This is a genomic window from Collinsella sp. AM17-1 (assembly GCF_003470665.1).
Taxonomy (GTDB): domain Bacteria; phylum Actinomycetota; class Coriobacteriia; order Coriobacteriales; family Coriobacteriaceae; genus Collinsella.
On record NZ_QRJZ01000001.1, the window covers coordinates 112,772 to 135,881 of the forward strand.

A 23,110-nucleotide genomic window follows, 5' to 3' on the forward strand; every position below is an offset into this window, starting at 1 on the left:
CGAGGGCTCCTAATGGCTGGAATAGCAGGTGGTGTGGGCGGCGCGGAAGCGGCAGTGCTCGCGCATGCGGCAGATATTGCAGGTGGGGCGGCTCTGGGCGTCGCGGACCTTGCCATCAAACAGACCGATCACCGCGGTCACGCTCTTGGTGGGCATGAGCAGGCTGGTCGGCGTGACGGTAAGCCCGATGAGCCGCGTGGCGTTGAGCGCAGCCACGATTGAGTGCTGGGCCGTAAGCGGGCAGTCGCCGTAGCCGGGGCTGAAGCGCCAGTTACCGGCGAGTCCGTGTACGGCGGCCGCAGCCTTGACCTGTTGGTCCATCTGCTCGACGGCGGCTTCTACATAGGCAGAGCATGCGGCGTCGAGCACGGCTCCCTCTAGGGGCTGCTGGGCTCCCGTGGTTCGCAGGCGACGCTCGGCGTCCATGCCGAGGGTGCATGCCATGAGTGCGGCAAAGCGGGCATCTTTGAGATGTCGATAGATATCACGACCGCGCAGCTCAACGTTGGTGCCGACCAGACGGATGCAAGGCTCGCCCTGCTCGTCGACGCCCGTGGCATCGACGGCAAACACGCGTCGCACACCACGGGGCTCAATGTCCAGTTCCAAACGTTCAACGACAAGCTCAATACGCTGCGACAGCTCGGGCTCAATCTGCTGGCCGCCGTAGCCCAGATACCGCAGCATCTCGGCACGGTCGACTCGGGGGCGATGGGCAGCATCGATACGGTAGAGCGCCGGCGACGCAAGGTCGGCCGGCACTTCACCAAAAGCTGTATCGATGTGCGGTTTTTCCATTACCCCAGGCGCTCCATAATGGTTGCGGCGATCGCAGGACGATTCATAGTGTACAGGTGCAGACCGTCGGCACCGTGCTCCTTGAGGTCGCAAAGCTGACGGGCGGTATAATCTACACCGGCTGCCTGCAGGCTCTCGGGGTCGTTCTCGTACTTGGCGAGGATCTTGATGACGGGGGAGGGCAGCGACGCGCCGCACATAAAGACCATGCGGCTGATCTGCGACTTGCCTATAAACGGCATGATGCCCGCGGTAATGGGCACGGTGATGCCGGCCTTGTCGGCAAGCTCACGAAAACGGTAGAAGCACTCGTTGTCAAAAAAGAGCTGCGTCACAAAGAAGCTCGCGCCGGCGTCCTGTTTTTGCTTGAGGTATTCGACCGAGAGGTTGAGATCCTCGCAGGCAATGTGACCCTCAGGGTAGGCTGCGGCGCCCACGCAAAAGCCGGCGTCGACGAGCTCGGGGATGAGGTCACGGGCGTAGGCGTAGTCCGAGGCGGGCTTGTCATCCTCAGTCGCGCCAGCGGGCAGGTCGCCGCGCAGGGCTAGCACGTTTTCCACACCGGCCGAGCGATACTCGTCAATCTTGGCGGCGATGCCGGCGTGGGTGCGGCCAACGCAGGTGAGGTGCGCTACCGAGGGCGTATCGAATTCGCTCGTAATCATATGCGCGATGGGGGCGGTGGTGGCACCGTTGCCCGAGCCGCCGGCCGAGCAGGTGACCGAGACAAAGCTCGGCGAAAGCTTGCACAGATTGCCTGCCACTTCGCGAGCCGTATCGAGGGTCAGCTCGCCCTTGGGCGGGAACATCTCAAACGAAACGGGCGCGGTGCCCTGGGATGCTGCCTGCTTAAAAACCTCGTCGACGCGCATATCGTGCTCCTCTAGATACGTAATAGTGTGATGTGTTGTAAGGATTCTACTGCACCACTGTGCCACGGTGGAGTTTCACTCGCTATTTGGGGATACCAATCAAAGATGCCTTGCTATCGGCATTTCCTATAACAGAGCGGTCAATGTAGGATGGGGCTATATTGAATGGTATCTGATGCGAAATACCAGTTAATAAAGCCCCGTCCCAAATTGGCTACCCTTAAACCATGGGGAGAGGTCTGCAATTTATGCAGTTGATTGGCTGTTGAGGGTGGCAACGCCGCCTCGATAGGGTAACCTCAATGATTGGTTTCGCGACGGCAACATAACGGTAATGTCGCGGAAACACGGCGAGTCTAAGCTATGACTCGTTCGTTAGTAATCAACACCGCTTCTCACGCGGTGCCGATACGAAGGGAGTTCCGTATGGCCGAACTTACTGACCGCTTCGGGACCATGGTGTTCTCTGAGGAAGTCATGAAGGACTACCTCCCCAAGGACATTTGGAAGCGCCTTGCTGCAACCCTCGAGGGCGGTGAGCCGCTCGACCTGGATGTGGCCAACGCCGTTGCCCACGCCATGAAGGTCTGGGCCATCTCCAAGGGCGCGACGCACTACGCGCACTGGTTCCAGCCGCTTTCGGGTATTACTTCCGAGAAGCACGACAGCTTCCTGGAGCCCAACCACGACGGCACCGCCATTACCAAGTTTACGGGCAAGAACCTCATCCAGGGCGAGCCGGACGCCTCCAGCTTCCCCAACGGCGGCCTGCGCGCTACTTTCGAGGCCCGTGGCTACACCGCTTGGGATCCCACTAGCCCCGCCTTTATCAAGGACGATGTCCTGTGCATCCCCACGGCTTTCTGCTCCTACACGGGCGAGGCCCTGGACAAGAAGACCCCGCTGCTGCGTTCCATGACCGCGCTCTCGCGTGAGTCTAAGCGCGTTTTGGCGCTGTTTGGCAAGACCCCCAAGAAGGTCGTTCCTTCCGTGGGCGACGAGCAGGAGTACTTCCTGATCAAGAAGGACGCCTATCGCAAGCGCAAGGACCTGGTCATCACCGGCCGCACCCTCTTTGGTGCTGCTCCCTGCAAGGGCCAGGAGCTCGAGGAGCACTACTTTGGCGCTATCCGCCCCACCGTTTCGGCCTATATGAAGGATCTGGACGATGAACTGTGGGCGCTTGGCATTCCCGCCAAGACCAAGCACAACGAGGTTGCTCCCTGCCAGCATGAGCTCGCACCGGTCTATGGCGAAGTCAACGAGGCCATCGACCAGAATCTGGTCATGATGGAGAAGATGAAGCTCATCGCCTCCCGCCACGACTTGGTCTGCCTGCTGCACGAGAAGCCCTTCGAGGGCATTAACGGTTCGGGCAAGCACAACAACTGGTCGCTTGGCACCGAGTCCGAGAATCTGCTCGATCCGGGCGACACCCCGCTCGACAACCTGCAGTTCATTGTCTTCCTCACCGCGGTGATCGAGGCCGTCGATAACTATCAGGAGCTCCTGCGTGCCTCCGTTGCCTCGGCCGGCAACGACCACCGTCTGGGCGCCAACGAGGCTCCTCCGGCGATTATGTCCATCTTCCTGGGCGACCAGCTTACCGAGGTCGTCGAGAAGATCATCGATGGCAAGGCTTCCGTCCATGCCACGCGCGGCGTGCTCGACCTGGGCGCCGATACTCTGCCCAAGCTGATGCAGGACAATACCGACCGCAACCGCACCTCCCCGTTTGCCTTCACCGGCAACAAGTTCGAGTTCCGTGCCTGCGGCTCCGAACAGAACGTCTCCGACTCCAACTTGGTGCTCGATGCCGCCGTGGCCAAGTCGCTCAAGTCCTTCGCCGACGCGCTTGAGGGTACACCCGAGGATGAGTTCCAGGACGCTGCGCTTGAGTACTGCAAGAAGGTCCTGACCGACCACCAGCGCATCCTCTTTTCCGGCGATGGCTACTCCGACGAGTGGCCCGTTGAGGCCGAGAAGCGCGGCCTTGCCAACAACAAGACCACGGCCGACGCCCTGCCCGCCTTTGTTTCCGATAAGGCCATCGCGCTCTTTGAGGAGACGGGTGTCCTGACCAAGGCCGAGGCCCAGTGCCGCTACGATTGCAAGCTCGAGAAGTACAACAAGCTCATGAACATCGAGGCCACCACGATGGTTCGCGAGGCGCGTCGCACCTATCGCCCGGTCATTACCGCCTATGCCACCAAGGTCGCTAAGGGCCTTGAGACTATTCGTGCCGCCGGTGCCGAGGCCGCCATGCAGTGCGAGCAGAACACGCTCAACAAGCTCTGCAACGGCATCACCACCATCAACGACTCCATCAAGGCACTCGACGCCGTGCATCAGAAAGCCGAGGCTCTCGATGGCCAGGAGCAGGCCAACGTGTATGCACATGAGGTCGTTCCCGCTATGGATACGCTGCGCGCCGCCGTGGATGCCATGGAGGAGATCGTGGCCGCCGACTACTGGCCGGTTCCGACCTACGACGACATTCTGTTCTATGTGTAACAGACACGTTTGATTTTGTGCGCGAAGGGGTCTCGCCTGTGCGAGGCCCCTTCTCTTTATGTCGCTCGGACCTGCTCTGAACTTGCAGCCGAGCAGGTGTTTCGCGCGGGGCATCTTAAAAGTTGTAACCTGTTTTGGCATGCGGACGTTTCGGGCGTTTGTTCGTAAAGGGGAGGATTATCCGATGAAGGTATTCGATATCGTGTTTAGCCCGACCGGCGGAACGGAAAAGGCGTCTGGCTACATTGCCAATGCGTTGGAAGGGGAAACCGTTGCTGTAGATCTGACCGATAGCGGGCTTGGTTTTCGCACAGTTGCGATGACAAAAGAGGATGTAGCCGTGGTCGCGGTGCCCTCGTATGGCGGGCGAGTCCCGGCTGTGGCCGCGGAGCGCTTGGGTATGATGCGGGGAAACGGTGCGCAGGCGGTTCTGGTTTGCGTTTACGGAAATCGCGCGTATGAGGACACGCTGGTCGAGCTTGAGGATGCGGCGAAAGATGCGGGCTTTCGGGTGATCGCGGCGGTTTCTGCCATCGCCGAGCATTCTATTGTTCGCCAGTTTGCCGCCGGTCGGCCTGATGCACAGGACGCGGCGCAGCTCGCTGGGTTTGCGGATCAGATTCAGCAAAAGATGTCTGCAGGAGATGCTTCTGAGCCGGCTATTCCGGGTAATCGTCCCTATAAGAAAGCCGGGGGTACCGGTATGGTGCCTATGGCCACAAAGGAGTGCACCGCCTGCGGGGCTTGCGTCGCAGTGTGTCCCGTTGGCGCTATCGACAAAGACGATCCCAAGTGGGTGGACAAAAAGGCCTGTATCTCTTGCATGCGCTGTGTCGCCGTATGTCCGCGGGGCGCTCGCGCGGTAAATCCCGTCATGCTCTCTGCGGCTACCAAGATGTTGAGCAAAGCCTGCTCTGAGCGAAAAGAATGCGAGCTGTTCATCTAGCGCAAGGGCGTTGAGTACTTTTCGTCTTATAACGGCAAAAAGAACGAACCCGTCGGACCTTACATCCGGCGGGTTCGAACATTTTAAAGTTGGTGCCCCCAGCGGGATGTCCGCGTGCGGCTTCCGCCGCTCGCTTCCGCTGCGTCGCTCCGCTCCTTGCGTGCTGCGCTGGAAAACGCTTGCGCGTTTCCTCAGCTCCGCACCCTGTCGGGTTCGAATCCCGGCGCATGGGTAGCAAAAAGCCCGCTACCGAATTGGTAACGGGCTTCTCAGATTCTGTGGTGCCCCCAGCGGGATTCGAACCCGCGATATCCACCTTGAAAGGGTGGCGTCCTTGGCCGCTAGACGATGGGGACAGCGGGAAAGAGTATAGCAGACTTTTTTGCCGGCGCGTATATCGTTGGTAAACTGGAAAACCACCACACAGGAGCTGACTCTCTATCCCGATATTCAAACATCTCAATCTGTAACATCTGGGCGGGCAAATCGGCTCTATCTGTTACAGATCGAGACAGACGGCGGCAGTCGGGGCGAACATCTCAATCTGTAACAGTAAGATGACTTTTAACGGTCTAAATGTTACAGATTGAGACAAACTGCCGTGGCGGGTCAAAACCACCACAAAGGTGCCTGTCCCCTTTGTGGTGGTTGGGTCGTTAGGGGAGGAGCTTCATCGCGGCGTCGTGGGCGGCGTGCTCGTAGGTGTCGTCGAGGGGCTTGAGCGGCAGCAGGGCGGCGGCCTGTGCGTCGCCACGGCGCTCAAGGGCATGGGCGATGAGCCAGTCGGCGAGCTCGGGGTTCTTGGGTAGCGCTGGTCCGTGCAGGTACGTGCCGATGACGCCCTTGTAGATGAGGCCCTCAAAGCCATCGTCGCCGTTGTTGCCGGTACCCGTGACGACGGACGTTCCGAGCGGCGTGGCATCGGCGTCCAAAAGGGTGCGGCCGCCGTGGTTCTCAAATCCCACAAAGGGCTCGGGTGCCAGGTCGGTCTTGACGGCGACGTTGCCGATCAGGCGGTCGGAGCCGCGCACGGTTTCGGCGGCAATGACGCCCAGGCCCTCGATGCGATTCTCGCCCATATAGTACGAACGGCCGAGCAGCTGATAGCTGCCGCAGATGGCGAGCAGCGAGCCGCCGTCCTCAACATAGGCTGCGACCTTGTCTTTTTGAGCGAGCAGCTCGTGTGCCACGGCCAGTTGGTCGCGGTCAGAGCCACCGCCCATCATAACGATGTCGGCGTCGGCGAGATCGAGCGACTCGCCCATGCGGACCTCGTCCACACGCACGGGAATGCCGCGCCAGGCGCAGCGGCGCTCGAGGGCAATGACGTTGCCGCCGTCACCATAGAGGTTGAGGGCATCGGGATACAGGTAGACGATGCGCAGGGGGCGCGAGAGCTCGACCGGCGCAATATCGGTGGGGACAGCGCTGCCATTGGCGCGCGTTGCGGCGTGGGAGGCAACCGAGCTCGCATCGGCGCCCTTAAGCTCGTCGAGTTCCTTGACCAGCGGCGGGAAGGCCGTGTAGTTGGCGACTGCGTAGAAGGTGCCATCGGCGGCCTCGTCTGCCACGGCGCCAATTGCCTGCGCGACGTTCGAGATAATCGCGGCATCGATGCCGGCGTACTTGAGGCGTACCCGCATGTCGTGTGCACGCGTGCCTCCGGCAAAGGCGACAAGACCCGGCGTGTCGGCGATGCGCTCAAAGTCGACGTCGTAGATCCACGATACATCGTGGCCGTCGGCATCGTTGTCGTTCAGGAAGAAGGCGCAGAGCCTGCCGCCTGCCGTTTTAATGGACTGAATCTGGCGATCGAAGCCCACGGGATTTTTGGCCAGGTTTGCCTCGACGGTGCGGCCGGCAATGTTCCAGCGGCCCATGCGTCCGCCGGCGGGGACGTAGGCATCGAGCGTGGGCTGCAGGTGCGCCGTATCCACGCCCAACTCATGTGCGGCAAAGAATGCGGCGGCAACGTTGTAGACCATGTACAGACCGTTGTAGCGCGTGGCGATGTGTACGGCAGCCGCGTTGGACGCAGATCCAAAGACCAGGTCAAAATCGTAGCCGTCGCAGCCGAGCTCCACGCCCGTCACGCGACGGACAAGCGCAGGGCGTGCCCAACCGCACGAGGGGCAATGGTAGGCGCCGAGCTGGCCGTATTGCACATAGTCATACTCCAGCGGCGCGTTGCACTGCGAGCAAAAACGCGAGTCGCTAATGCGATCGGACTCGGTGTCCGTGGCGCCGTCGATGCCAAAGGCGATGCTCATATTGGGGACGCGCGCGGCGATCGAGGCGCACAGCGGATCGTCGGCGTTATAGATGAGCGTCGTTGTCGGCGAAAGCTCCAGCGCGTGGGCGATGACGTCCTGGGTGTGGTCGATCTCACCGTAGCGGTCCAGCTGGTCGCGGAACAGGTTGAGCAGCACAAAGTAGGTCGGCTTGAGCTTGGGCAGGACGCGCACCGTGTAGAGCTCGTCGCACTCAAAGACGCCTACGCGCTTGCTGCTGGCGGTTCGCTTAAGGTTGCCACGCGCCTCGAGCAGGGCACCAACCACGCCCGGCTCCATGTTGTTTCCGGCGCGGTTGCATACCACGGTGGCGCCGCTGGCGGCAACGGCATCGGCGATGAGGTTGGAGGTGGTGGTCTTACCGTTGGTGCCGGTGATCACCACGCTGCGGTCGACAAGGCCCGCGAGGTCGCTTAGCAGCTCGGGGTCGATCTTCATGGCGATGCGGCCGGGGAGTACGCCGCCCTGGCGCTTAAGGACGGAGCGCAGCCCCCAGCGGGCGATATCGCTCGAGGTGCAGGCGAGAGATGAGCGGAAGTTCATGAAGCCGTTCCTAACGTGAATGACATGGTCGTGGCGTTTGCGCCGTTAAAAGCCGTAACGGCGCGCAAATTCCTGGGCAAGCTGCGATACGTCTTCGCAAGCGCTGGCCCAGGGGGCAAAGTCGGGAGTATCCGAGATGATGCCGTCGGCCTCCCAAACTGCCTGATGCGAAAGGTCCCAGGGGTCGTGCGGTTCGGGCCGGCAGGGAAGGTACGGCGTCTGATACATGGGGCTCAGCAAAAAGAACGCGCCGCCCTCGCAGCGGTTGGCAAACTCACGAAGCGCGCGTGTCGCCGGGCGCATCTTGTTCGTTTTGAACAGCAAGATCGTGCGGGCGAGCAGGTACCAGGGGGAGTTCTCGAGGGTATCGGCCCCCATCTGCTCCTCGAGCTGGTGGGCCAGGGCAAAAAAGCCGTCCTCGTCTTCTAGGCGAGCGAGGGCGAGTAGCACGGTGCCTGCAGCTCGGGTGGGATAGCCTTCCGCCTTAAGGACGCGGCGGGCGTAGTTGGCGGCAGCACGGTAGCGAGCGCTCGCCATGCACAGCTGCGAGATGGCCTCGAGCGTGTGGAGCCACCCGATAAGAGCCGGCTCGCTTACGGTGAGATCGGCCGCCGTCACGCCGTCTGCCAGCACCTTGTTGGCCCAGTAGTGCGGGGCCTCCATGTCGAACCCGGGCACGCTTTGCTGCAGGTAATCGGTCGTGGTCGCCTCGAGTTTCATCAGGTCGCCCAGACAGGCGTCGACGGGCGTGTCCGCCAAAATGATGGCGAGCAGCTGGGCATCGACGGCCAGCGCGTCGACGCGGACGATCTTGAGCAGCTCATCGCGCGTATCGTCGAACAGGTGGTTGCGCGTCTGTTCAAACTCCTCGTCGCTGCCCATGTCCTCGATGCGATGGAGCTCGTCGAGCAGGTGGCGGTGGACGCCTGCATAGGACAGCAGTGCCTGGGCATGCTCGGTCTGCGCATACTTATGAGGGTTGACGCTCACGTCGTTATGGACAAGCTCGCGTGCTGCATCGGTGAGCTCGGGGTGCGACGCCAGATAGGTGCGCTCCAAGTAGGCGGGGATGTAGACGCTCGGATCCATTAGAGGTCCCCTCCCTTAAATGGAAGCCCCTGCTCGGCTGCACGCAGGATGCGCTCGTCGATCTGGGAGCGCACGATGTCGTTGGTGGCGACCCAGGCGGCAAAGCTGGCGTTGTCGGGAGCGCCCAGGCCCTCCTGCAGTACCGGCGTCGCCTCGGACAGCGCAAGGACGAGCTCGTCGGTGGAGCCTGTACCCACGTTGACGCGGGCATAGACGCCATCGGGAAACTCGGTTTGGAAGTAGAGTGCCTCGGCTGCGTGCGGACACGAGCGCGCAAGGATGCGCAAGTAGTGCTCGGCGCCCTCGTAGTCCAGCTCGCGCCAGGCTGCGCTCATCAGTGCGATGAGCGTCCACGGGTCCAAGTCGCGTTCTGCATCCTTGGGACGGCGGCGCAGCGGCGTGTTGGCAAGATAGGGCACGGAGTGGGCGGAGCGAAAGCGCTTGAGCTCCTCGGCGGGGTATTCGAGCTTTGCCATGGCGAGCATCGCGGTGTGGCGGACACCGGCGGGGTCGTTGGGCGCAAAGTCCAAGCTGCGATTTGCGGCTTCGAGCGACATGCGATAGCGGCCGCTAATGAGGGCGCGCGATGCCAAGGCGGCAAGCCAGCGCAGATAGGGGCGGCGCGTAAGGTCGCCTGCGGCCTCGCGCTCGTAGGGGTCCTGCGCCGAGGCGATCTTGAGCGCCAGATCGTGCTCCACCTCGTCGCACTTGGACACCAGATACTGCACGTATTCCTCGTTGGATTCGGCGGTGAGCGCCGTCAGCATGCGCTGGGCATCCCAGTTGGCCGGATCGAGTGCGGCTGCCTCGCGGAGCATGTTCTCGGCAGCTGCCTCTTCCTGCTCTGCCTGGGTATCGTCAGGGATAAAGGGAATGCGGTAGTCGACGGCCTCGACCACCTTGGCAATGAGGTGCCCGGCGCGGTCGCGGTCGTGCACGATGAGCGGTGCGGGGTTGCGGGTGAATTGTTCCATCAGACGCTCTACGGCGGCAGCGTCGGTGAGCGGGATATTGTCGCGGCGCAAGGCCTCAAGAACGAGGCGATGGCAATCCTCTTGAATGGGATCGAATGCCATGGGGCCTCCTTTGCTGCGGTTAGGGTTCAAATGTTTCTATATAAGGTTCTAGTTTACCCGCATGTGGCACACCGGGGGTGCCGCACTTGGACTTGCACCTTTGCACCACGAAGACGGATGTCGCACAAATGTCGGCACCCTGGACGACCGAGTGGTATCACGGTGCCGCAAACGGTCGATTTTTGGCGGCGAACGGTGCATATTTTGGAGGGGCACCGTCCTGCCCAGGATATGTAGTCAACCTTGATAAAACGTTTGCCCAGCTTGGGAGTATGAATGCCGCACAAGGATCTTCAGGGATAGAAAAAACGTTTCATCATTGGCGGCTTTAGGTGAATAACTGACCAACCAGAACGGTAAAATAGTGTTTGTCTGAGCGTTGAGACGTTTAGACATCGCGCATTGTCATCGCCGGCAACGCGCAAACCGGTCCTAACGGAGCCAATTGGGTGCTCCGTTATATACGCAAGTCTAAGAGGGGCTTGTTTAGGAGGCACAGTATGGGACGTTTTACCAATCCTCGCGATCTGTACTTTGGTGAGGGCGCTCGCCACGAGGTGAAGAACCTCAAGGGCAAGAAGGCCATCATCGTTTCTGGCGGCAGCTCTATGCGCCGCGGCGGGTTCCTGCAGGACGTCGAGAACGACCTTAAGGAAGGCGGTTTCGAGGTCAAGCTGTTCGAGGGCGTCGAGTCCGACCCGTCCATCGAGACGGTCATGAAGGGCGCCGAGGCCATGCGCGAGTTCGAGCCCGACTGGATTATCGCCATCGGTGGCGGCTCGCCCATCGATGCCGCTAAGGCCATGTGGGTCTTCTACGAGTATCCTGAGGAGTCCTTCGATAACATCATCCAGCCGTTCAGCTTCCCCGAGCTGCGTCAGAAGGCTCATTTCTGCGCCATCTCCTCTACCTCCGGCACCGCTACCGAGGTCACCGCGTTCTCCGTCATTACCGACTACGCCAAGGGCATCAAGTACCCGCTGGCCGACTTCAACATCACCCCTGATGTCGCCATCGTCGACCCCGAGCTCACCTACACCATGCCCGCCAAGCTGTGCGCTCACACCGGCATGGATGCTCTGACCCACTGCATGGAGGCCTACGTTTCCACCTGCGCCTCTATGTTCACCGACGCCAACGCTCTGCACGGCATCCGCGAGATCGTCGAGTGGCTGCCCAAGTCCTATGCTGGCGACCATGAGGCCCGTCAGCACATGCATGAGGCTCAGTGCATCGCCGGTATCGCCTTCTCCTCGGGCCTGCTCGGCATCGTTCACTCCATGGCTCACAAGACCGGTGCTGCCTTCGAGAACGGCCACATCATCCACGGTGCCGCTAACGCCATGTACCTGGGCAAGGTTATCCAGTGGAACTCTAAGGATCCCCGTGCTGCCGAGCGTTACGCTTACGTGGCCAAGGAGATCCTGCACCTTCCCGGCGAGACCAACGAGGAGCTCATCGCTGCGCTCGTCCAGAAGATCCGCGACCTCAACGACCAGCTCAACATCCCGCAGTCCATCAAGGATTACGCAAATGGTGGCGTGAAGGTCGACGCCGAGAACCCGCAGATGGTTTCCGAGGAGGAGTTCCTCGCCAAGCTGCCCGAGATCGCCGCGAACGCCGAGCAGGACGCCTGCACGCCCGAGAACCCGCGTGAGACCAAGGCTGCCGACTTCGAGAAGATCCTCAAGGCCTGCTACTACGACACCGACATCGATTTCTAATCGACTCTTGTTATCGTAACGAGGGGCTCCGCACGTATCCGTACGGAGCCCCTTTCTTTTTTAGAGAATGGGATAGTTATGGCTGCAATTTTCAATAGCCCCAGCAAGTACATCCAGGGTCCGGACGAGCTCGCCAAGCTCGGCTCCTATGTCGAGCCGCTCGGCGCTAAGGCCCTCGTCATCGTGACGCCTTCGGGCAAGAAGCGCGTCGGTGCCAAGATCGAGGGCGGCTTTGCCGAGGCTAAGGCCGAGCTGCTGTTTGAGGACTTTAACGGCGAGTGCTCCAAGGGCGAGGTCGATCGCCTGGTTGCGCTCGCTCGCGACAACGGTTGCGACATCATCGTCGGCGTCGGTGGCGGCAAGATCCTCGACACCGCGAAGGCCGTCGCCTATTACCTGGAGTCTCCGGTTATCATTTGCCCCACCATCGCTTCGACCGATGCACCGTGCTCGGCACTTTCGGTGCTCTACACCGACGACGGCCAGTTCGACAAGTACCTCTTCCTTAAGGCAAACCCCAATATCGTCCTGATGGATACGACGGTTATCGCGGCGAGCCCGGTGCGCCTGACGGTTTCCGGTATGGGCGATGCGCTCGCAACCTATTTCGAGGCTCAGGCAACGCACGATGCCGACGGCGGCACCTGCGCCGGCGGCAAGGGCGGAATGGCCGGCCTGGCGCTCGCCAAGCTCTGCTACGAGACGCTCATGGCCGATGGCGTCAAGGCCAAGGTCGCGCTGGAGAAGGGTGCGCTCACGCCTGCCGTCGAGCACATCATCGAGGCCAATACGCTGCTTTCGGGCATTGGCTTTGAGAGCTCGGGCCTTGCTGCTGCTCATGCCATCCACAATGGTCTGACGATGCTGCCCGAGTGCCACAGCATGTATCACGGCGAGAAGGTCGCCTTCGGCACCATCGTCCAGCTGGTACTCGAGGATGCCCCGACCGAGAAGCTCGAGGAAGTCTTGGGCTTCTGCATTGAGCTGGGCCTGCCGGTCACGATGAAGGAACTTGGCGTTGCCGAGGTTACGCGCGAGCAGGCCATGATTGTTGCCGAGGCCGCCTGCGCACCCGATGACACCATGTGCAACATGCCGTTTGAGGTGACGCCCGAGATGGTCGCAAACGCCATCCTGGGTGCCGACGCGCTGGGCCACTACTATCTCATGGATGAGTAAATCAAGCTAAGGAAGGGGCAAAACCAACAGATGGTTTTGCCCCTTTTTGCTATGGTGCAAAGGGGTCAGGTTACTTTGCACCAATCGTTGTTTGATGAAGGGCGGATTCTCGTATGGCGCTTCCTATGGTTTATGGCGGTCCCGGCCGGTATGTTCAGGGGCCGGGCGAACTTTCGCGTCAGGGCAGGTATTTGTCATGGTTGGGCTGCGCTGCCTATGTCTTGTTTGACCAGGGCACCGAGGATCGGCTGTGCAGGCAGATCGTCGATGGATTTCTGGACGAAGATCTAAGCGAGCCGTTCTTTAAGATTTATAACGGTCCGTGTACGGAAGAGGCCGTTGTCGGAATGGCTCAGGAAGCCCAGGCCGAGTACTGCGACATGGTGGTGGGCATTGGCGGCGGCAAGATGCTCGATATCGCCAAGGCCGTTGCGTTTTATGCCGAGCTGCCGTTGTGTGTATGCCCCACGGCGGCTTCGATGGACGGCCCGTGCAGTGCGATTTCGGTGCTGTATCACGAGGATGGGTCGTTCGACCGCTACTTGATACTCGACAAAAATCCCGATCTGGTCGTGGTTGATACCAACGTGGTTGCGGCAGCACCACTGCGGATGACGGTCGCTGGTATGGGCGACGCACTGGCAACGTACTTCGAGGCGCGTTCGTGTGCCGCGGCGCACGGCGCTAACGAGCACGGTGGCGCGCCGGGGCACTTGGCCTTGGTTACGGCTCGTGCCTGCTATGACACGCTCATGGAGTGCGGCGTCGCTGCCAAGCGCGATCTCAAAAAGGGCCGTATATCGCCTGCGGTTGAGCGTCTGATCGAGTGCAATATTCTGCTTTCGGGTGTTGGCTTTGAGAGTGGCGGCCTGGCGTTGGCACATGCCATCGCCAACGGTCTGACGATTCTGCTCGAGTGCAAGGCCATGCATGGTGAGGCCGTGGCATTTGGTCTGGTGGTGCAGCTGCGCCTGGAGCGTGCGCCCGAGCTTGATCAGGTGCTCGAGTTTTGCCAGCGCGTTGGTCTGCCGACGACGCTCGAGGAGCTGGGCCTTGGCGAGATTTCCGATGCCGACCTGATGAGCGTTGCGGATGCGACCTTTAGAAACGAACGCAATATGGCCAACGAGCAGGCCAAGGTGACCAAACAAAAGCTCGTGCAGCTCATGCGCGAGGCATAGTTTGGCGCTTGATCGACCTTGTGCAATCGAGGCGGCGATAGGCCATGGGCTATTTGCCTCAAAGGTGCTCCGCGTGTAATTTGCCCGAGGCGTGGGCCGATAGCGTATCATTATCTCTTGCTTGTTTGCACTGCTCAGGGAGGGGCCGCGCATGGCGCAGGAACACGATCTGTTTGATGACATTATCGAGATCAGCAAGGGTTTCGACTTTCTTAAAAACCCGCTTGGCGGCGTGACCGACGCGCTCGATCCGTCAGCGCCGCAGTGGAATCCTGCCGACTATAAGGAGCGTCCGCGCGGCAACACGATTCCGTGTCTGACCTGCAAAAACGAAAAGAGCGGCTGCACCGCGTGCATGGACGTGTGCCCGGTCAACGCTATCGAGGTCGAGGAAGACGCCATCGAGATCCTCGACTCCTGTCGCAAGTGCGGCCTGTGCGCCGCTGCCTGTCCGACCGAGGCGATCATCTCGCCGCGATTGGCGCCCAAAAACCTGTATGACGACATTGTCTCGGCAGCTACGAGCCACGAGACCGCCTACGTCACCTGCACGCGCGCCCTTAAGCGCATGCCGCGCGAGAACGAGGTCGTCGTTGCCTGCGTGGGCGATATTACGGCCGAGACCTGGTTCTCGGTGCTGGCCGACTATCCCAACGTGAGCGTCTACCTGCCACTGGGCGTGTGCGATAAGTGCCGCAACACCGGCGGTGAGGACATTCTGGGCGAGGCAATCGCCACTGCCGAGGAGTGGGCCGGCACGGGTATGGGCCTGGAGGTCGACCCCAAGAGCCTCAAGTGCCATAAGCTTCGCGAGTACGAGCGCAAGGAGTACATGGAAAAGATCGCCCGTACGACGGGCCTGACGGTGACCAAGCTCAACCCGGCGACGGCGGCGCTGGCCTCGGTGACGCAAAAGCTCAAGGCCCACCGCCATCAGATTACCCAGCTGGAGCGCACGCTCAACACCATGTGCGGCACCACGACGGCCAAACGTCGCCGCACGCTTACGCACGGGCGCCAGCTGGTACTCTCGACGCTGCAAAACCATCCCGAGCTTGCCCAGAACATGCAGGTGAGCACGCCGGAATGCGATTTTGACAAGTGCACGTCGTGCGGCGAGTGCGTCAACGTGTGCCCCACGTTTGCCTGCGATCTGGTAGGAAGCGGCCGCTTTGCGTTGGAGTCCACGTATTGCCTGGGTTGCGGAGCCTGCGTCAAGGTGTGCCCCGAGCATGCGCTTAAGCTGGTTGAACATGATGCATCCAACTTAGTCGTCGTCGATCCCGAGGCCGAGGAAAAGGCCGCCCAGAAGGCTAAGGCCCACGAAGAAGCCCAGAAGGTCAAGGCCGAGGCAAAGGCCAAGCTCGATAAGATGCTCGACCAGGTGGAGAAGCTCGCGGACTAGCTAAAAGAGCGTAAATGATGGCCGGTGGGACAGGTATTGCCCCGCCGGCCAAAAAAGTTGCGGTGGAATAGTTCCTGTTTTGCCCTTAAGCTGGCCATTCTAGGAACTATTCCACCGCAACTAATAAATGGTTAGTTCATGCTGCTTTGGTGGCCGGTTCGACCGGTACCGTTGCGCGTCACGGTTTCATGGAGCAAAAAGAACCCGGGAACCTGTTTGGTCTCGGTGTATTCCATAAGGATACCGTCGGCGTTGTAGGTCTGTCCGCGTATAACGGCGAGTGCGTTAAAGTCGTCGAGATCGAGCACGCGCGTATCCTCGGGCGTGGGATGCTCGATCGTTACATCGCGTTTGCCCGTGGCAATCTTAATGCCAAGGTCTTCTTCGAGGTAACGATAGATCGAGTCGTTGACAATCTCGGGTGTCAGCCCCGGTACCTGTGAGCTTAGGTAATAGGAGTCGTCGGAGCACACGGCTTGTCCGTCTGCATAACGGATGCGTTTGGCGCGTGTGAGCTCACAGCCTTCGGGAAACCCGGTAATCTTGGAGAGCGCCTTGCTGCAGATGAGGAGCTCAAAGACGGTGGTGACAGTCTTGAGCTCAAAGCCTCGGTTGACCGCGATTTCCTTAAAGGTCTCGAGTCCGCCGCCACCACGACTCTTCTCGTCACTGATGTTGCGAATGACGCGCATGCCTTTGCCTTGCTGGGGGAGCACGTAACCATCTGCCGCAAGCATCGAGATGGCGCGACGGACCGTCATGCGCGAACAGTCAAACAGCTGCGTGAGCTCAGTCTCCGAAGGCAGATAGCTCTGATAGGCGTATGTGCCGTCGTCAATCGACTGCTTCACGTTGTCATAAATAGTTTGGAAGATGGCTCGCGCCATGACGGTCTCCTAGAGCTGGGTGCGTGAACGACGGATGAGGGCCGTCCGCGCAGGTGTCAATCGATTTACTTGCTGGGGTCGATTATATATTTACCCATGGCACGCAGAGCTGGGTCTGACAGGATGGCGCCGAGTTCGTCGAGGGAAGCCACCTTGGCGACCATCGAGGATACGTCGAGCCTGCCAGAGTCGATGAGCTCGAGCGCGCGACGCTGCGTATAAGGGTTGATGTAGGACGAGGTAAGCACAAGCTCCTTCTGGAAGACCTCGAAGGGCTTGACGGTGATTGTCTCATCGGGCTTGGTGAGGCCGAACATCATGACCGTAGCCTTGTGGCCGGCGATCTGGATGGCCTGCTCGATGGTGACGGGCTTGCCAACACACTCGATAACGACATCGACGTTGCCGACGCCCTCCTGCTTCAGGCGGGCCGGGACATCCTCGTGGATGGAATCAATTGCCAGGTCGGCGCCGAGTTTGAGCGCAACCTCGCGCTTGCCCTCGACGGGCTCGAGCAAGACGACCTTGGTGGCGCCGGCGTTTTTGGCAAGCTGCATCATGAGCAGACCGATCATGCCACCGCCGATAACGACAACTGTGCTGCCGGGCTTGATGTTGCACATATCAATGCCGTGCAGGCAGCAGGAGACGGGCTCGGTCATAGCACCCTGCTCAAAGCTGGTGTGATCGCCCAACTTGTAGACTTGCTGCATATCGACGGAGCAGTACTCGGCAAAGCCGCCGTTAACGGTGGTGCCGTAACCGGTCATATGCTCGCAGTAGTGGTTGATTCCGTCGCGGCAGGGTTCGCAGCAGCCGCAGGGATGGTTTGGGTCGATGCACACGCGATCGCCCGGTTTAAAGCCAGCGACGTCGCTGCCCACGGCCTCGACAACGCCCGCAAACTCATGACCAAGGATCGTGGGCGGGGTAACGTCGGCTGCACCCTTGTCGCCTTCATAGATATGAACGTCGGTACCGCAGACGCCGCAAGCTTTGACGTTGATCAGAACGTCGCGCCTGCCCACGGCCGGCTTTGCCGATTCCTCGACTCTGAGGTCGTGCTTTCCATAGAAGACCGCACTTTTCATGGTGACTCCTTAACGTGGCGGTGAATGTTGTATCGAAGTATAGGTATGTAAACATCCTTATACAAGCATATCTAGACAAGTTGATAAATTTTTTGGTTTTAAAGAATTACGACAAACAGGCAATAACAGGTAAATTATTTGAAATAAACCGTTCACCGTCAATTATCGACCGCTGACCGAACATAGAAACCGTATTAACTTGTCTAGATAAGTGATATGATAAAAAAAGAAGCGCAAGAAGTCGGGGACACGGGCCCACCCGTCCTATTGCACGAGGTACACGCAAACGGCGCGTCTGCGGTCTCGAGTGAAGCCAAAACCGCAGCCGCTCCGAATGAAGAGAGGGGGATTCCCCGTCATGATGCAAAAGATACAACGTTTCGGCGGTGCAATGTACACGCCTGCAATTCTTTTCGCATTTTCCGGAATCGTCGTCGGCCTGGGTACGTTGTTTACCACCGAGGCGATCTTTGGCGAGATGGCCACTGCGGGCCATCTTTGGTTTGATTGCTGGAATGTGCTGCTCCAGGGTGGTTGGACGCTCTTTAACCAGATGCCGTTGCTGTTTTGCGTAGCGTTGCCAATCTCGCTCGCGAACAAGCAGAACGCTCGCTGCTGCATGGAGGCTTTGGCCATCTACCTTACCTTCAACTACTTTGTAAGCACAATCTTGGGGCAGTGGGGCCCTGTCTTTGGGGTCGACTACTCTGTCGAGGCGGGCAGCGGTACTGGTCTTGCCACTATCGCAAGCATCAAAACGCTTGATATGGGCATCATGGGCGCGCTGATCATTTCTGGTATCGCCACGATGCTTCACAACAAGTACTTCGACACCGAACTTCCTGAGTGGCTGGGCGTGTTCTCGGGCTCCGTGTTCATCTATATGATCGGTTTCTTCGTTATGGTTCCGGTCGCTATTATCGCCTGCCTGGTGTGGCCGCATGTTCAGGCTGCTATCGCCGCCTTCCAGGGATTCATCCTTTCCGCCGGTACGTTTGGCGTGGGCGTCTTTGCGTTCTTCGAGCGCGTGCTGATTCCTACGGGCCTGCACCACTTTATCTATACGCCGTTCTATTACGACAACGCGGCGGTCAACGGCGGCATCTTTGCTGCTTGGGCCAACATCCTGCCCCAATTGGCTGCCGATCCGAGCATTGCTCTTAAGGATGCCGCACCCTGGGCTGCCTATACCTGCCCTGGTTGGACTAAAGTCTTCGGCTCGCTTGGCGTCGCCATTGCGTTTTATATGACCGCCAAACCCGAGCGCAAGCAGCGCGTCAAGGCTCTGCTAATCCCGGTCACCCTTACCGCTATGCTTTGCGGTATTACCGAGCCGCTTGACTTCACCTTCCTGTTCATTGCGCCCGGCCTGTTCGTCGTCCACTGCGTGCTCGGAGCGCTCGGCTGCATGGCTCAAAACCTCCTTGGCGTCGTGGGTATCTTTGACGGCGGCATCATCTCGATGCTCTCGTGGGACTGGCTGCCCCTTTGGGCCGCACACGGTCTGCAGTACGCCATCTCCATCCTTGTCGGTCTGTGCTTTACCGCCCTTTGGGTCGTGGTCTTCCGTTTCCTGATCGTCAAGTTCGACTTTAAGACCCCCGGTCGCGAGGATGATGATGTTGAGGTCGAGCTCAAGTCCAAGGCCGACTACAAGCAAAAGCAGGGCGGTGCTGCTGCTGGCAAATCGGTCGCCCAGAGTAAAGATGATGAGCGCTTGGTGCTTGCCGAGAAAATCCTCGATCTGCTCGGTGGCACGGATAACATCATCGATGTAACTAACTGCGCTACCCGTCTGCGCGTTAACGTCAAGGACAAGAGCGTCGTTGCGCCCGAGGCTTCCTTCAAGGCGATCGGTACGCATGGCTTGGTGGTCCAAGGTCAGTCAATCCAGGTCATCATCGGCCTTACCGTCCCGCAGGTTCGCGAGAAGTTCGAGAGTCTTCTGAAGTTCGAGAGTCTTCTGTAAACCATCGTCCATCGAAACAATCGGCCTTGCAGAGCCGGTATGCACCGCAAGGCCGATTCTAGAGATAAAAAACTCCACTTCTAGGTAACAATTCCAAACCGTACAGGCCGCGTGCGGGGATGGATTGAGCAAGCGGCCAGAATGAGGAGGACATCATGTCCAAGAAAAACTATGCCGTGACCATTGCCGGCGGTGGCTCTACCTTCACTCCGGGCATTGCCCTGATGCTGCTTGAGGAGCGCGACCGCTTCCCGGTCAACAAGGTGACCTTCTACGACAACAACGCCGAGCGCCAGGAGACCGTGGCCAAGGCCTGCGAGATCTACTTCCACGAGAACGCCCCCGAGGTTGAGTTCAACTACACCACCGACCCCGAAACCGCATTCACCGGGACCGACTTCGTCCTTGCTCACATCCGCGTCGGCCTGTACGCCATGCGTGAGCTCGACGAGAAGATTCCTCTCAAGTACGGCTGCGTTGGCCAAGAGACCTGCGGTGCCGGCGGTATCGCCTACGGCATGCGCTCCATCGGTGGTGTCATCGAGATTCTCGACTACATGGAGAAGTACAGCCCCAACGCCTGGATGCTCAACTACTCCAACCCCGCGGCCATCGTCGCCGAGGCTTGCCGCGTGCTGCGCCCCAACAGCCGCATCATCAACATCTGCGACATGCCGATCGACCTCATGGATAAGATGAGCCGTATGTGCGGCATCAAGGATCGTCGCGAGCTGCAGTATAGCTACTACGGCCTCAACCACTTTGGTTGGTGGAGCAAGATCTACGACAAGGACGGCAACGACCTCATGCCGCAGATTAAGGAGCACATGGCTAAGAACGGCTACCTGGACGGCATCGAGCACGAGGCCGGCAAGGAGCAGCATGTCGAGGAGAGCTGGATTCACACCTTCGGCAAGGCCAAGGATGTCTATGCTGTCGATCCCGAGACGATTCCCAATACCTACCTCAAGTATTACCTGTACCCGGACTATGTCGTCGAGACGTCTGACCCCAACTACACTCGCGCCAATGAGGTTATGGATGGCCGTGAGAAGAAGGTCTTTGGCGCTTGCCGCGACATCATCGCCAAGGGTACTGCCAAGGACGGCGGCTTTGAGCCAGATGTACATGCCAACTACATCGTCGACCTTGCCTGCGCACTGGCCGAGAACACGCTCGAGCGCTTCTTGCTGATCGTCCCCAACGATGGCGCTGTGCCCAACTTCGACCCGACGGCTATGGTCGAGGTGCCTTGCATCGTTGGTTCCAACGGCTTTGAGAAGATCTGCCAGGGCCCGATCCCGCAGTTCCAGAAGGGCCTGATGGAGCAGCAGGTTTCCGTCGAGAAGCTCGTTGTCCAGGCTTGGGTCGAGGGCAGCTACCAGAAGCTCTGGCAGGCACTCACGCTCTCCAAGACCATTCCTTCGGCGAGCGTTGCTAAGCAGATCCTGGACGAGCTCATCGAGGCCAACAAGGATTTCTGGCCCGAGCTTAAGTAAGGACTACCGTCTCGAACCCTCACGCATCTCTGCTTCATTTGCGCCGTCGTGGTGTCCGGATTCGCCCGGATGCTGCGGCGGCGCTATACTTATGAAGTTTGAAGTACCTGTACCAAAAGGAGCTGTCGTGTCCCTTTCCATCGGTATCGTGGGCCTGCCCAACGTGGGCAAGTCGACGCTGTTCACCGCGCTTACCAAAAAGACCGGCCTTGCCGCCAACTACCCGTTTGCCACGATTGACCCTAACGTGGGTATCGTCGATGTGCCCGATAGCCGCCTGCAAAAGCTCGCCGACATCGTCAACCCGGGCCGCATTGTGCCGGCTACGGTCGAGTTCGTCGACATCGCGGGTCTGGTGAAGGGCGCTAACGAGGGCGAGGGTCTGGGCAACCAGTTCTTGGCAAACATCCGCGAGACCGACGCCATCTGCGAGGTCGTGCGCTACTTTAAGGACCCCAACGTTATGCGCGAGGTGGGCCGCACGGGCGAGTTCGTCGATCCCGCCGGCGATGCCGACACTATCATGACCGAGCTCATCCTGGCCGACATGGGCACGCTCGAGAAGCAGCTGCCCAAGCTCGAGAAAGAGGCCAAGCGCGACAAGGAGCTCATGCCCAAGTTCGAGGTTGCCAAGCGTCTGCTTGCCTGGCTCAACGAGGGCAAGAGCGCCGCATCTATGGAGATGACCGACGAGGAGCGCGCCGCTGCCAAGGGCCTGTTCCTGCTCACCATGAAGCCCATCCTGTATGTGGCCAACGTAGACGAGGACATGCTCAACGAGGACCTGGCGCCCATCGACGGCGTCAAGCCGCTGCCGATCTGCGCCAAGATCGAGGCCGAGCTTTCCGAGCTCGATCCCGAGGACGCTGCCGACTACCTGGAGAGCCTGGGCCTGGAGCAGCCCGGTCTGGACGTGCTCGCTCAGGCTGCCTACAAGCTGCTCGGCCTGCAGTCGTTCTTTACGGCTGGCGAGATGGAGGTCAAGGCCTGGACGGTGCGTCAGGGCGCGACCGCCCCGCAGGCCGCCGGTGTCATCCACACCGACTTTGAGCGCGGCTTTATTAAGGCCGAGGTCATTGGCTACGACGACTACATCGAGCTCGGTGGCGAGCAGGGCGCCAAGGCTGCCGGCAAGCTGCGTATTGAGGGCAAGGACTATGTCATGGCCGATGGCGACGTCGTGCACTTCCGCTTTAACGTGTAAGGACGACGTATATGTTTAAATATGGCAAAAAAGCTGGCTACATGGGTATTGCGCTGCTCGTACTTGCGGTGATTCCGCTGGTGGTCGCAGCGTGTGTTATTCCCAACATTGGTCCCGAGGTGGCAACAAAGTTTAATGCTGCCGGCGAGGCGACGCGCTGGGGCAAGAGCTACGAGTTGCTGGCGTTGCCGGTGCTCAATCTGCTGCTGAGCGTGGCGACGTACTTTACGGCGGGACGCCAGGCAAAAAACAACGATGACTCCGCCGCCATGGCACGCATCGTGTGCGAGCGCTACCTGCGCAACGGTTGCATCACGGGTGTATTTCTCAACGTAATCAACGTCTACTTTATGTATTCGGCGATTACCGGTATGGGCTTTGGCCTGGGCTTTTAGCTTGCGCCTTTAGGCAACGAGCCTGCAAGCATATTCGATGGCTGCTGCGAGGCCGCCGCTCGATCGTGGTTGAAAGACCATGTCGGCGGCGGCCTCGTTTTCGTATCCGGCACCGCGAAGGGCGAGCGCGACGCCGGCTTCCAGGAGAAGGGGCAGGCCACGCTGGCTGGTTACGATTACGGCAGCCTGATTGAGCGAGCGGCTGTGCGCTTGGCATTGGATGGCAAGCGCACCTTGCGCCGGACAAGGGACCAGAACGGCGGCGACGCGACTTGATAGCAATGCAAATGCTGTGCGCTCATCGGGCGAAAGATATTCTGCTTCAACGACGACGAGCTTGGGCGGTGCGCTGTTTGTGCGAAGCGTGGCTCGGTACGTGCGGACCGAAGAACCCGACATAGAAAACTCCTGTGTATTCGGCAAAACGTAAACTATAGTTTACGTTTA

At 59.8% G+C, this 23,110-nt stretch carries 18 protein-coding genes and 1 tRNA gene; 10 read left to right on the forward strand and 9 right to left on the reverse strand.

The genetic code is table 11. The annotated features are described in order from the left end of the window. Positions 1 to 9: 9 nt before the first annotated feature. Together DW195_RS00445 and DW195_RS00450 are read right to left on the reverse strand one after the other, a co-directional pair. Entirely contained in the window at positions 10 to 798 is a 789-nt protein-coding gene (locus DW195_RS00445) for a hypothetical protein (protein ID WP_118205273.1), read from the reverse strand. Beyond that, complete coding sequence (locus DW195_RS00450; protein WP_118205275.1) at positions 798 to 1,670, reverse strand: methylenetetrahydrofolate reductase; 873 nt, start codon at positions 1,668 to 1,670, stop codon at positions 798 to 800. Before DW195_RS00450 ends, DW195_RS00445 begins: the two co-directional genes overlap by 1 nt. Positions 1,671 to 2,096: 426 nt before the next feature. On the opposite strand from DW195_RS00450, the gene DW195_RS00455 reads away from it, so the two are divergent. Next, on the forward strand, positions 2,097 to 4,184 hold the full coding sequence (locus DW195_RS00455) for a glutamine synthetase III (protein ID WP_118205277.1): 2,088 nt from the start codon (positions 2,097 to 2,099) through the stop codon (positions 4,182 to 4,184). A gap of 184 nt (positions 4,185 to 4,368) precedes the next feature. Next, positions 4,369 to 5,130 (forward strand): 4Fe-4S dicluster domain-containing protein, encoded by a 762-nt coding sequence (locus DW195_RS00460; protein ID WP_118205279.1) that lies wholly within the window; start codon positions 4,369 to 4,371, stop codon positions 5,128 to 5,130. Positions 5,131 to 5,409: 279 nt separating this feature from the next. On the opposite strand, the gene DW195_RS00465 is transcribed toward DW195_RS00460, so the two are convergent. From DW195_RS00465 to DW195_RS00485, 4 genes are all read right to left on the reverse strand, one after another. Next, positions 5,410 to 5,486: transfer RNA gene (locus tag DW195_RS00465), tRNA-Glu, on the reverse strand. A gap of 300 nt (positions 5,487 to 5,786) precedes the next feature. Beyond that, positions 5,787 to 7,964, reverse strand: coding sequence for a MurT ligase domain-containing protein (locus tag DW195_RS10470; protein WP_199576250.1), 2,178 nt, complete (start codon positions 7,962 to 7,964; stop codon positions 5,787 to 5,789). Positions 7,965 to 8,009: 45 nt separating this feature from the next. Then, positions 8,010 to 9,053, reverse strand: coding sequence for a hypothetical protein (locus DW195_RS00480; protein ID WP_118205281.1), 1,044 nt, complete (start codon positions 9,051 to 9,053; stop codon positions 8,010 to 8,012). Then, positions 9,053 to 10,129: a hypothetical protein gene (locus tag DW195_RS00485; RefSeq protein ID WP_118205283.1), complete on the reverse strand. Its 1,077-nt coding sequence runs from the start codon at positions 10,127 to 10,129 to the stop codon at positions 9,053 to 9,055. Before DW195_RS00485 ends, DW195_RS00480 begins: the two co-directional genes overlap by 1 nt. Before the next feature lie 500 nt (positions 10,130 to 10,629). Between DW195_RS00485 and DW195_RS00490 the strand changes: the two genes are divergently transcribed. From DW195_RS00490 to DW195_RS00505, 4 genes are all read left to right on the forward strand, one after another. Then, entirely contained in the window at positions 10,630 to 11,853 is a 1,224-nt protein-coding gene (locus DW195_RS00490; protein WP_006234677.1) for an iron-containing alcohol dehydrogenase, read from the forward strand. Positions 11,854 to 11,931: 78 nt separating this feature from the next. Continuing rightward, positions 11,932 to 13,032 (forward strand): glycerol dehydrogenase, encoded by a 1,101-nt coding sequence (locus DW195_RS00495; protein ID WP_118205285.1) that lies wholly within the window; start codon positions 11,932 to 11,934, stop codon positions 13,030 to 13,032. Between the two features lie 113 nt (positions 13,033 to 13,145). Beyond that, positions 13,146 to 14,213, forward strand: a complete 1,068-nt coding sequence (locus DW195_RS00500; RefSeq protein ID WP_118205287.1) for a glycerol dehydrogenase — start codon at positions 13,146 to 13,148, stop codon at positions 14,211 to 14,213. A 151-nt stretch (positions 14,214 to 14,364) separates the two neighbouring features. Then, positions 14,365 to 15,618, forward strand: a complete 1,254-nt coding sequence (locus DW195_RS00505; protein WP_118205289.1) for a 4Fe-4S binding protein — start codon at positions 14,365 to 14,367, stop codon at positions 15,616 to 15,618. Between the two features lie 131 nt (positions 15,619 to 15,749). On the opposite strand, the gene DW195_RS00510 is transcribed toward DW195_RS00505, so the two are convergent. Together DW195_RS00510 and DW195_RS00515 are read right to left on the reverse strand one after the other, a co-directional pair. Then, on the reverse strand, positions 15,750 to 16,505 hold the full coding sequence (locus DW195_RS00510) for a GntR family transcriptional regulator (protein WP_117876759.1): 756 nt from the start codon (positions 16,503 to 16,505) through the stop codon (positions 15,750 to 15,752). Positions 16,506 to 16,570: 65 nt separating this feature from the next. Next, on the reverse strand, positions 16,571 to 17,596 hold the full coding sequence (locus DW195_RS00515; protein ID WP_117716787.1) for a zinc-dependent alcohol dehydrogenase family protein: 1,026 nt from the start codon (positions 17,594 to 17,596) through the stop codon (positions 16,571 to 16,573). A gap of 361 nt (positions 17,597 to 17,957) precedes the next feature. Here DW195_RS00515 and DW195_RS00520 point away from each other — a divergent pair, with 361 nt between their 5' ends. From DW195_RS00520 to DW195_RS00535, 4 genes are all read left to right on the forward strand, one after another. Continuing rightward, positions 17,958 to 19,565, forward strand: coding sequence for an alpha-glucoside-specific PTS transporter subunit IIBC (locus DW195_RS00520; RefSeq protein ID WP_255413534.1), 1,608 nt, complete (start codon positions 17,958 to 17,960; stop codon positions 19,563 to 19,565). Positions 19,566 to 19,720: 155 nt separating this feature from the next. Then, positions 19,721 to 21,064 (forward strand): 6-phospho-alpha-glucosidase, encoded by a 1,344-nt coding sequence (locus tag DW195_RS00525; protein ID WP_117798057.1) that lies wholly within the window; start codon positions 19,721 to 19,723, stop codon positions 21,062 to 21,064. Positions 21,065 to 21,191: 127 nt separating this feature from the next. Beyond that, positions 21,192 to 22,268 carry a redox-regulated ATPase YchF gene (ychF, locus tag DW195_RS00530; protein WP_118205293.1) on the forward strand — a complete coding sequence of 359 codons (1,077 nt, stop codon included), beginning with the start codon at positions 21,192 to 21,194 and terminating at the stop codon, positions 22,266 to 22,268. An 11-nt stretch (positions 22,269 to 22,279) separates the two neighbouring features. Beyond that, on the forward strand, positions 22,280 to 22,663 hold the full coding sequence (locus DW195_RS00535) for a DUF1648 domain-containing protein (protein WP_117765273.1): 384 nt from the start codon (positions 22,280 to 22,282) through the stop codon (positions 22,661 to 22,663). Between the two features lie 9 nt (positions 22,664 to 22,672). Here the strand turns inward: DW195_RS00535 and DW195_RS00540 are convergent, their stop codons facing one another. Continuing rightward, the gene (locus DW195_RS00540) at positions 22,673 to 23,062 is read right to left on the reverse strand and encodes a hypothetical protein (RefSeq protein ID WP_117765271.1); all 390 of its coding nucleotides are present in this window, start codon (positions 23,060 to 23,062) and stop codon (positions 22,673 to 22,675) included. Between the last annotated feature and the right edge of the window lie 48 nt (positions 23,063 to 23,110).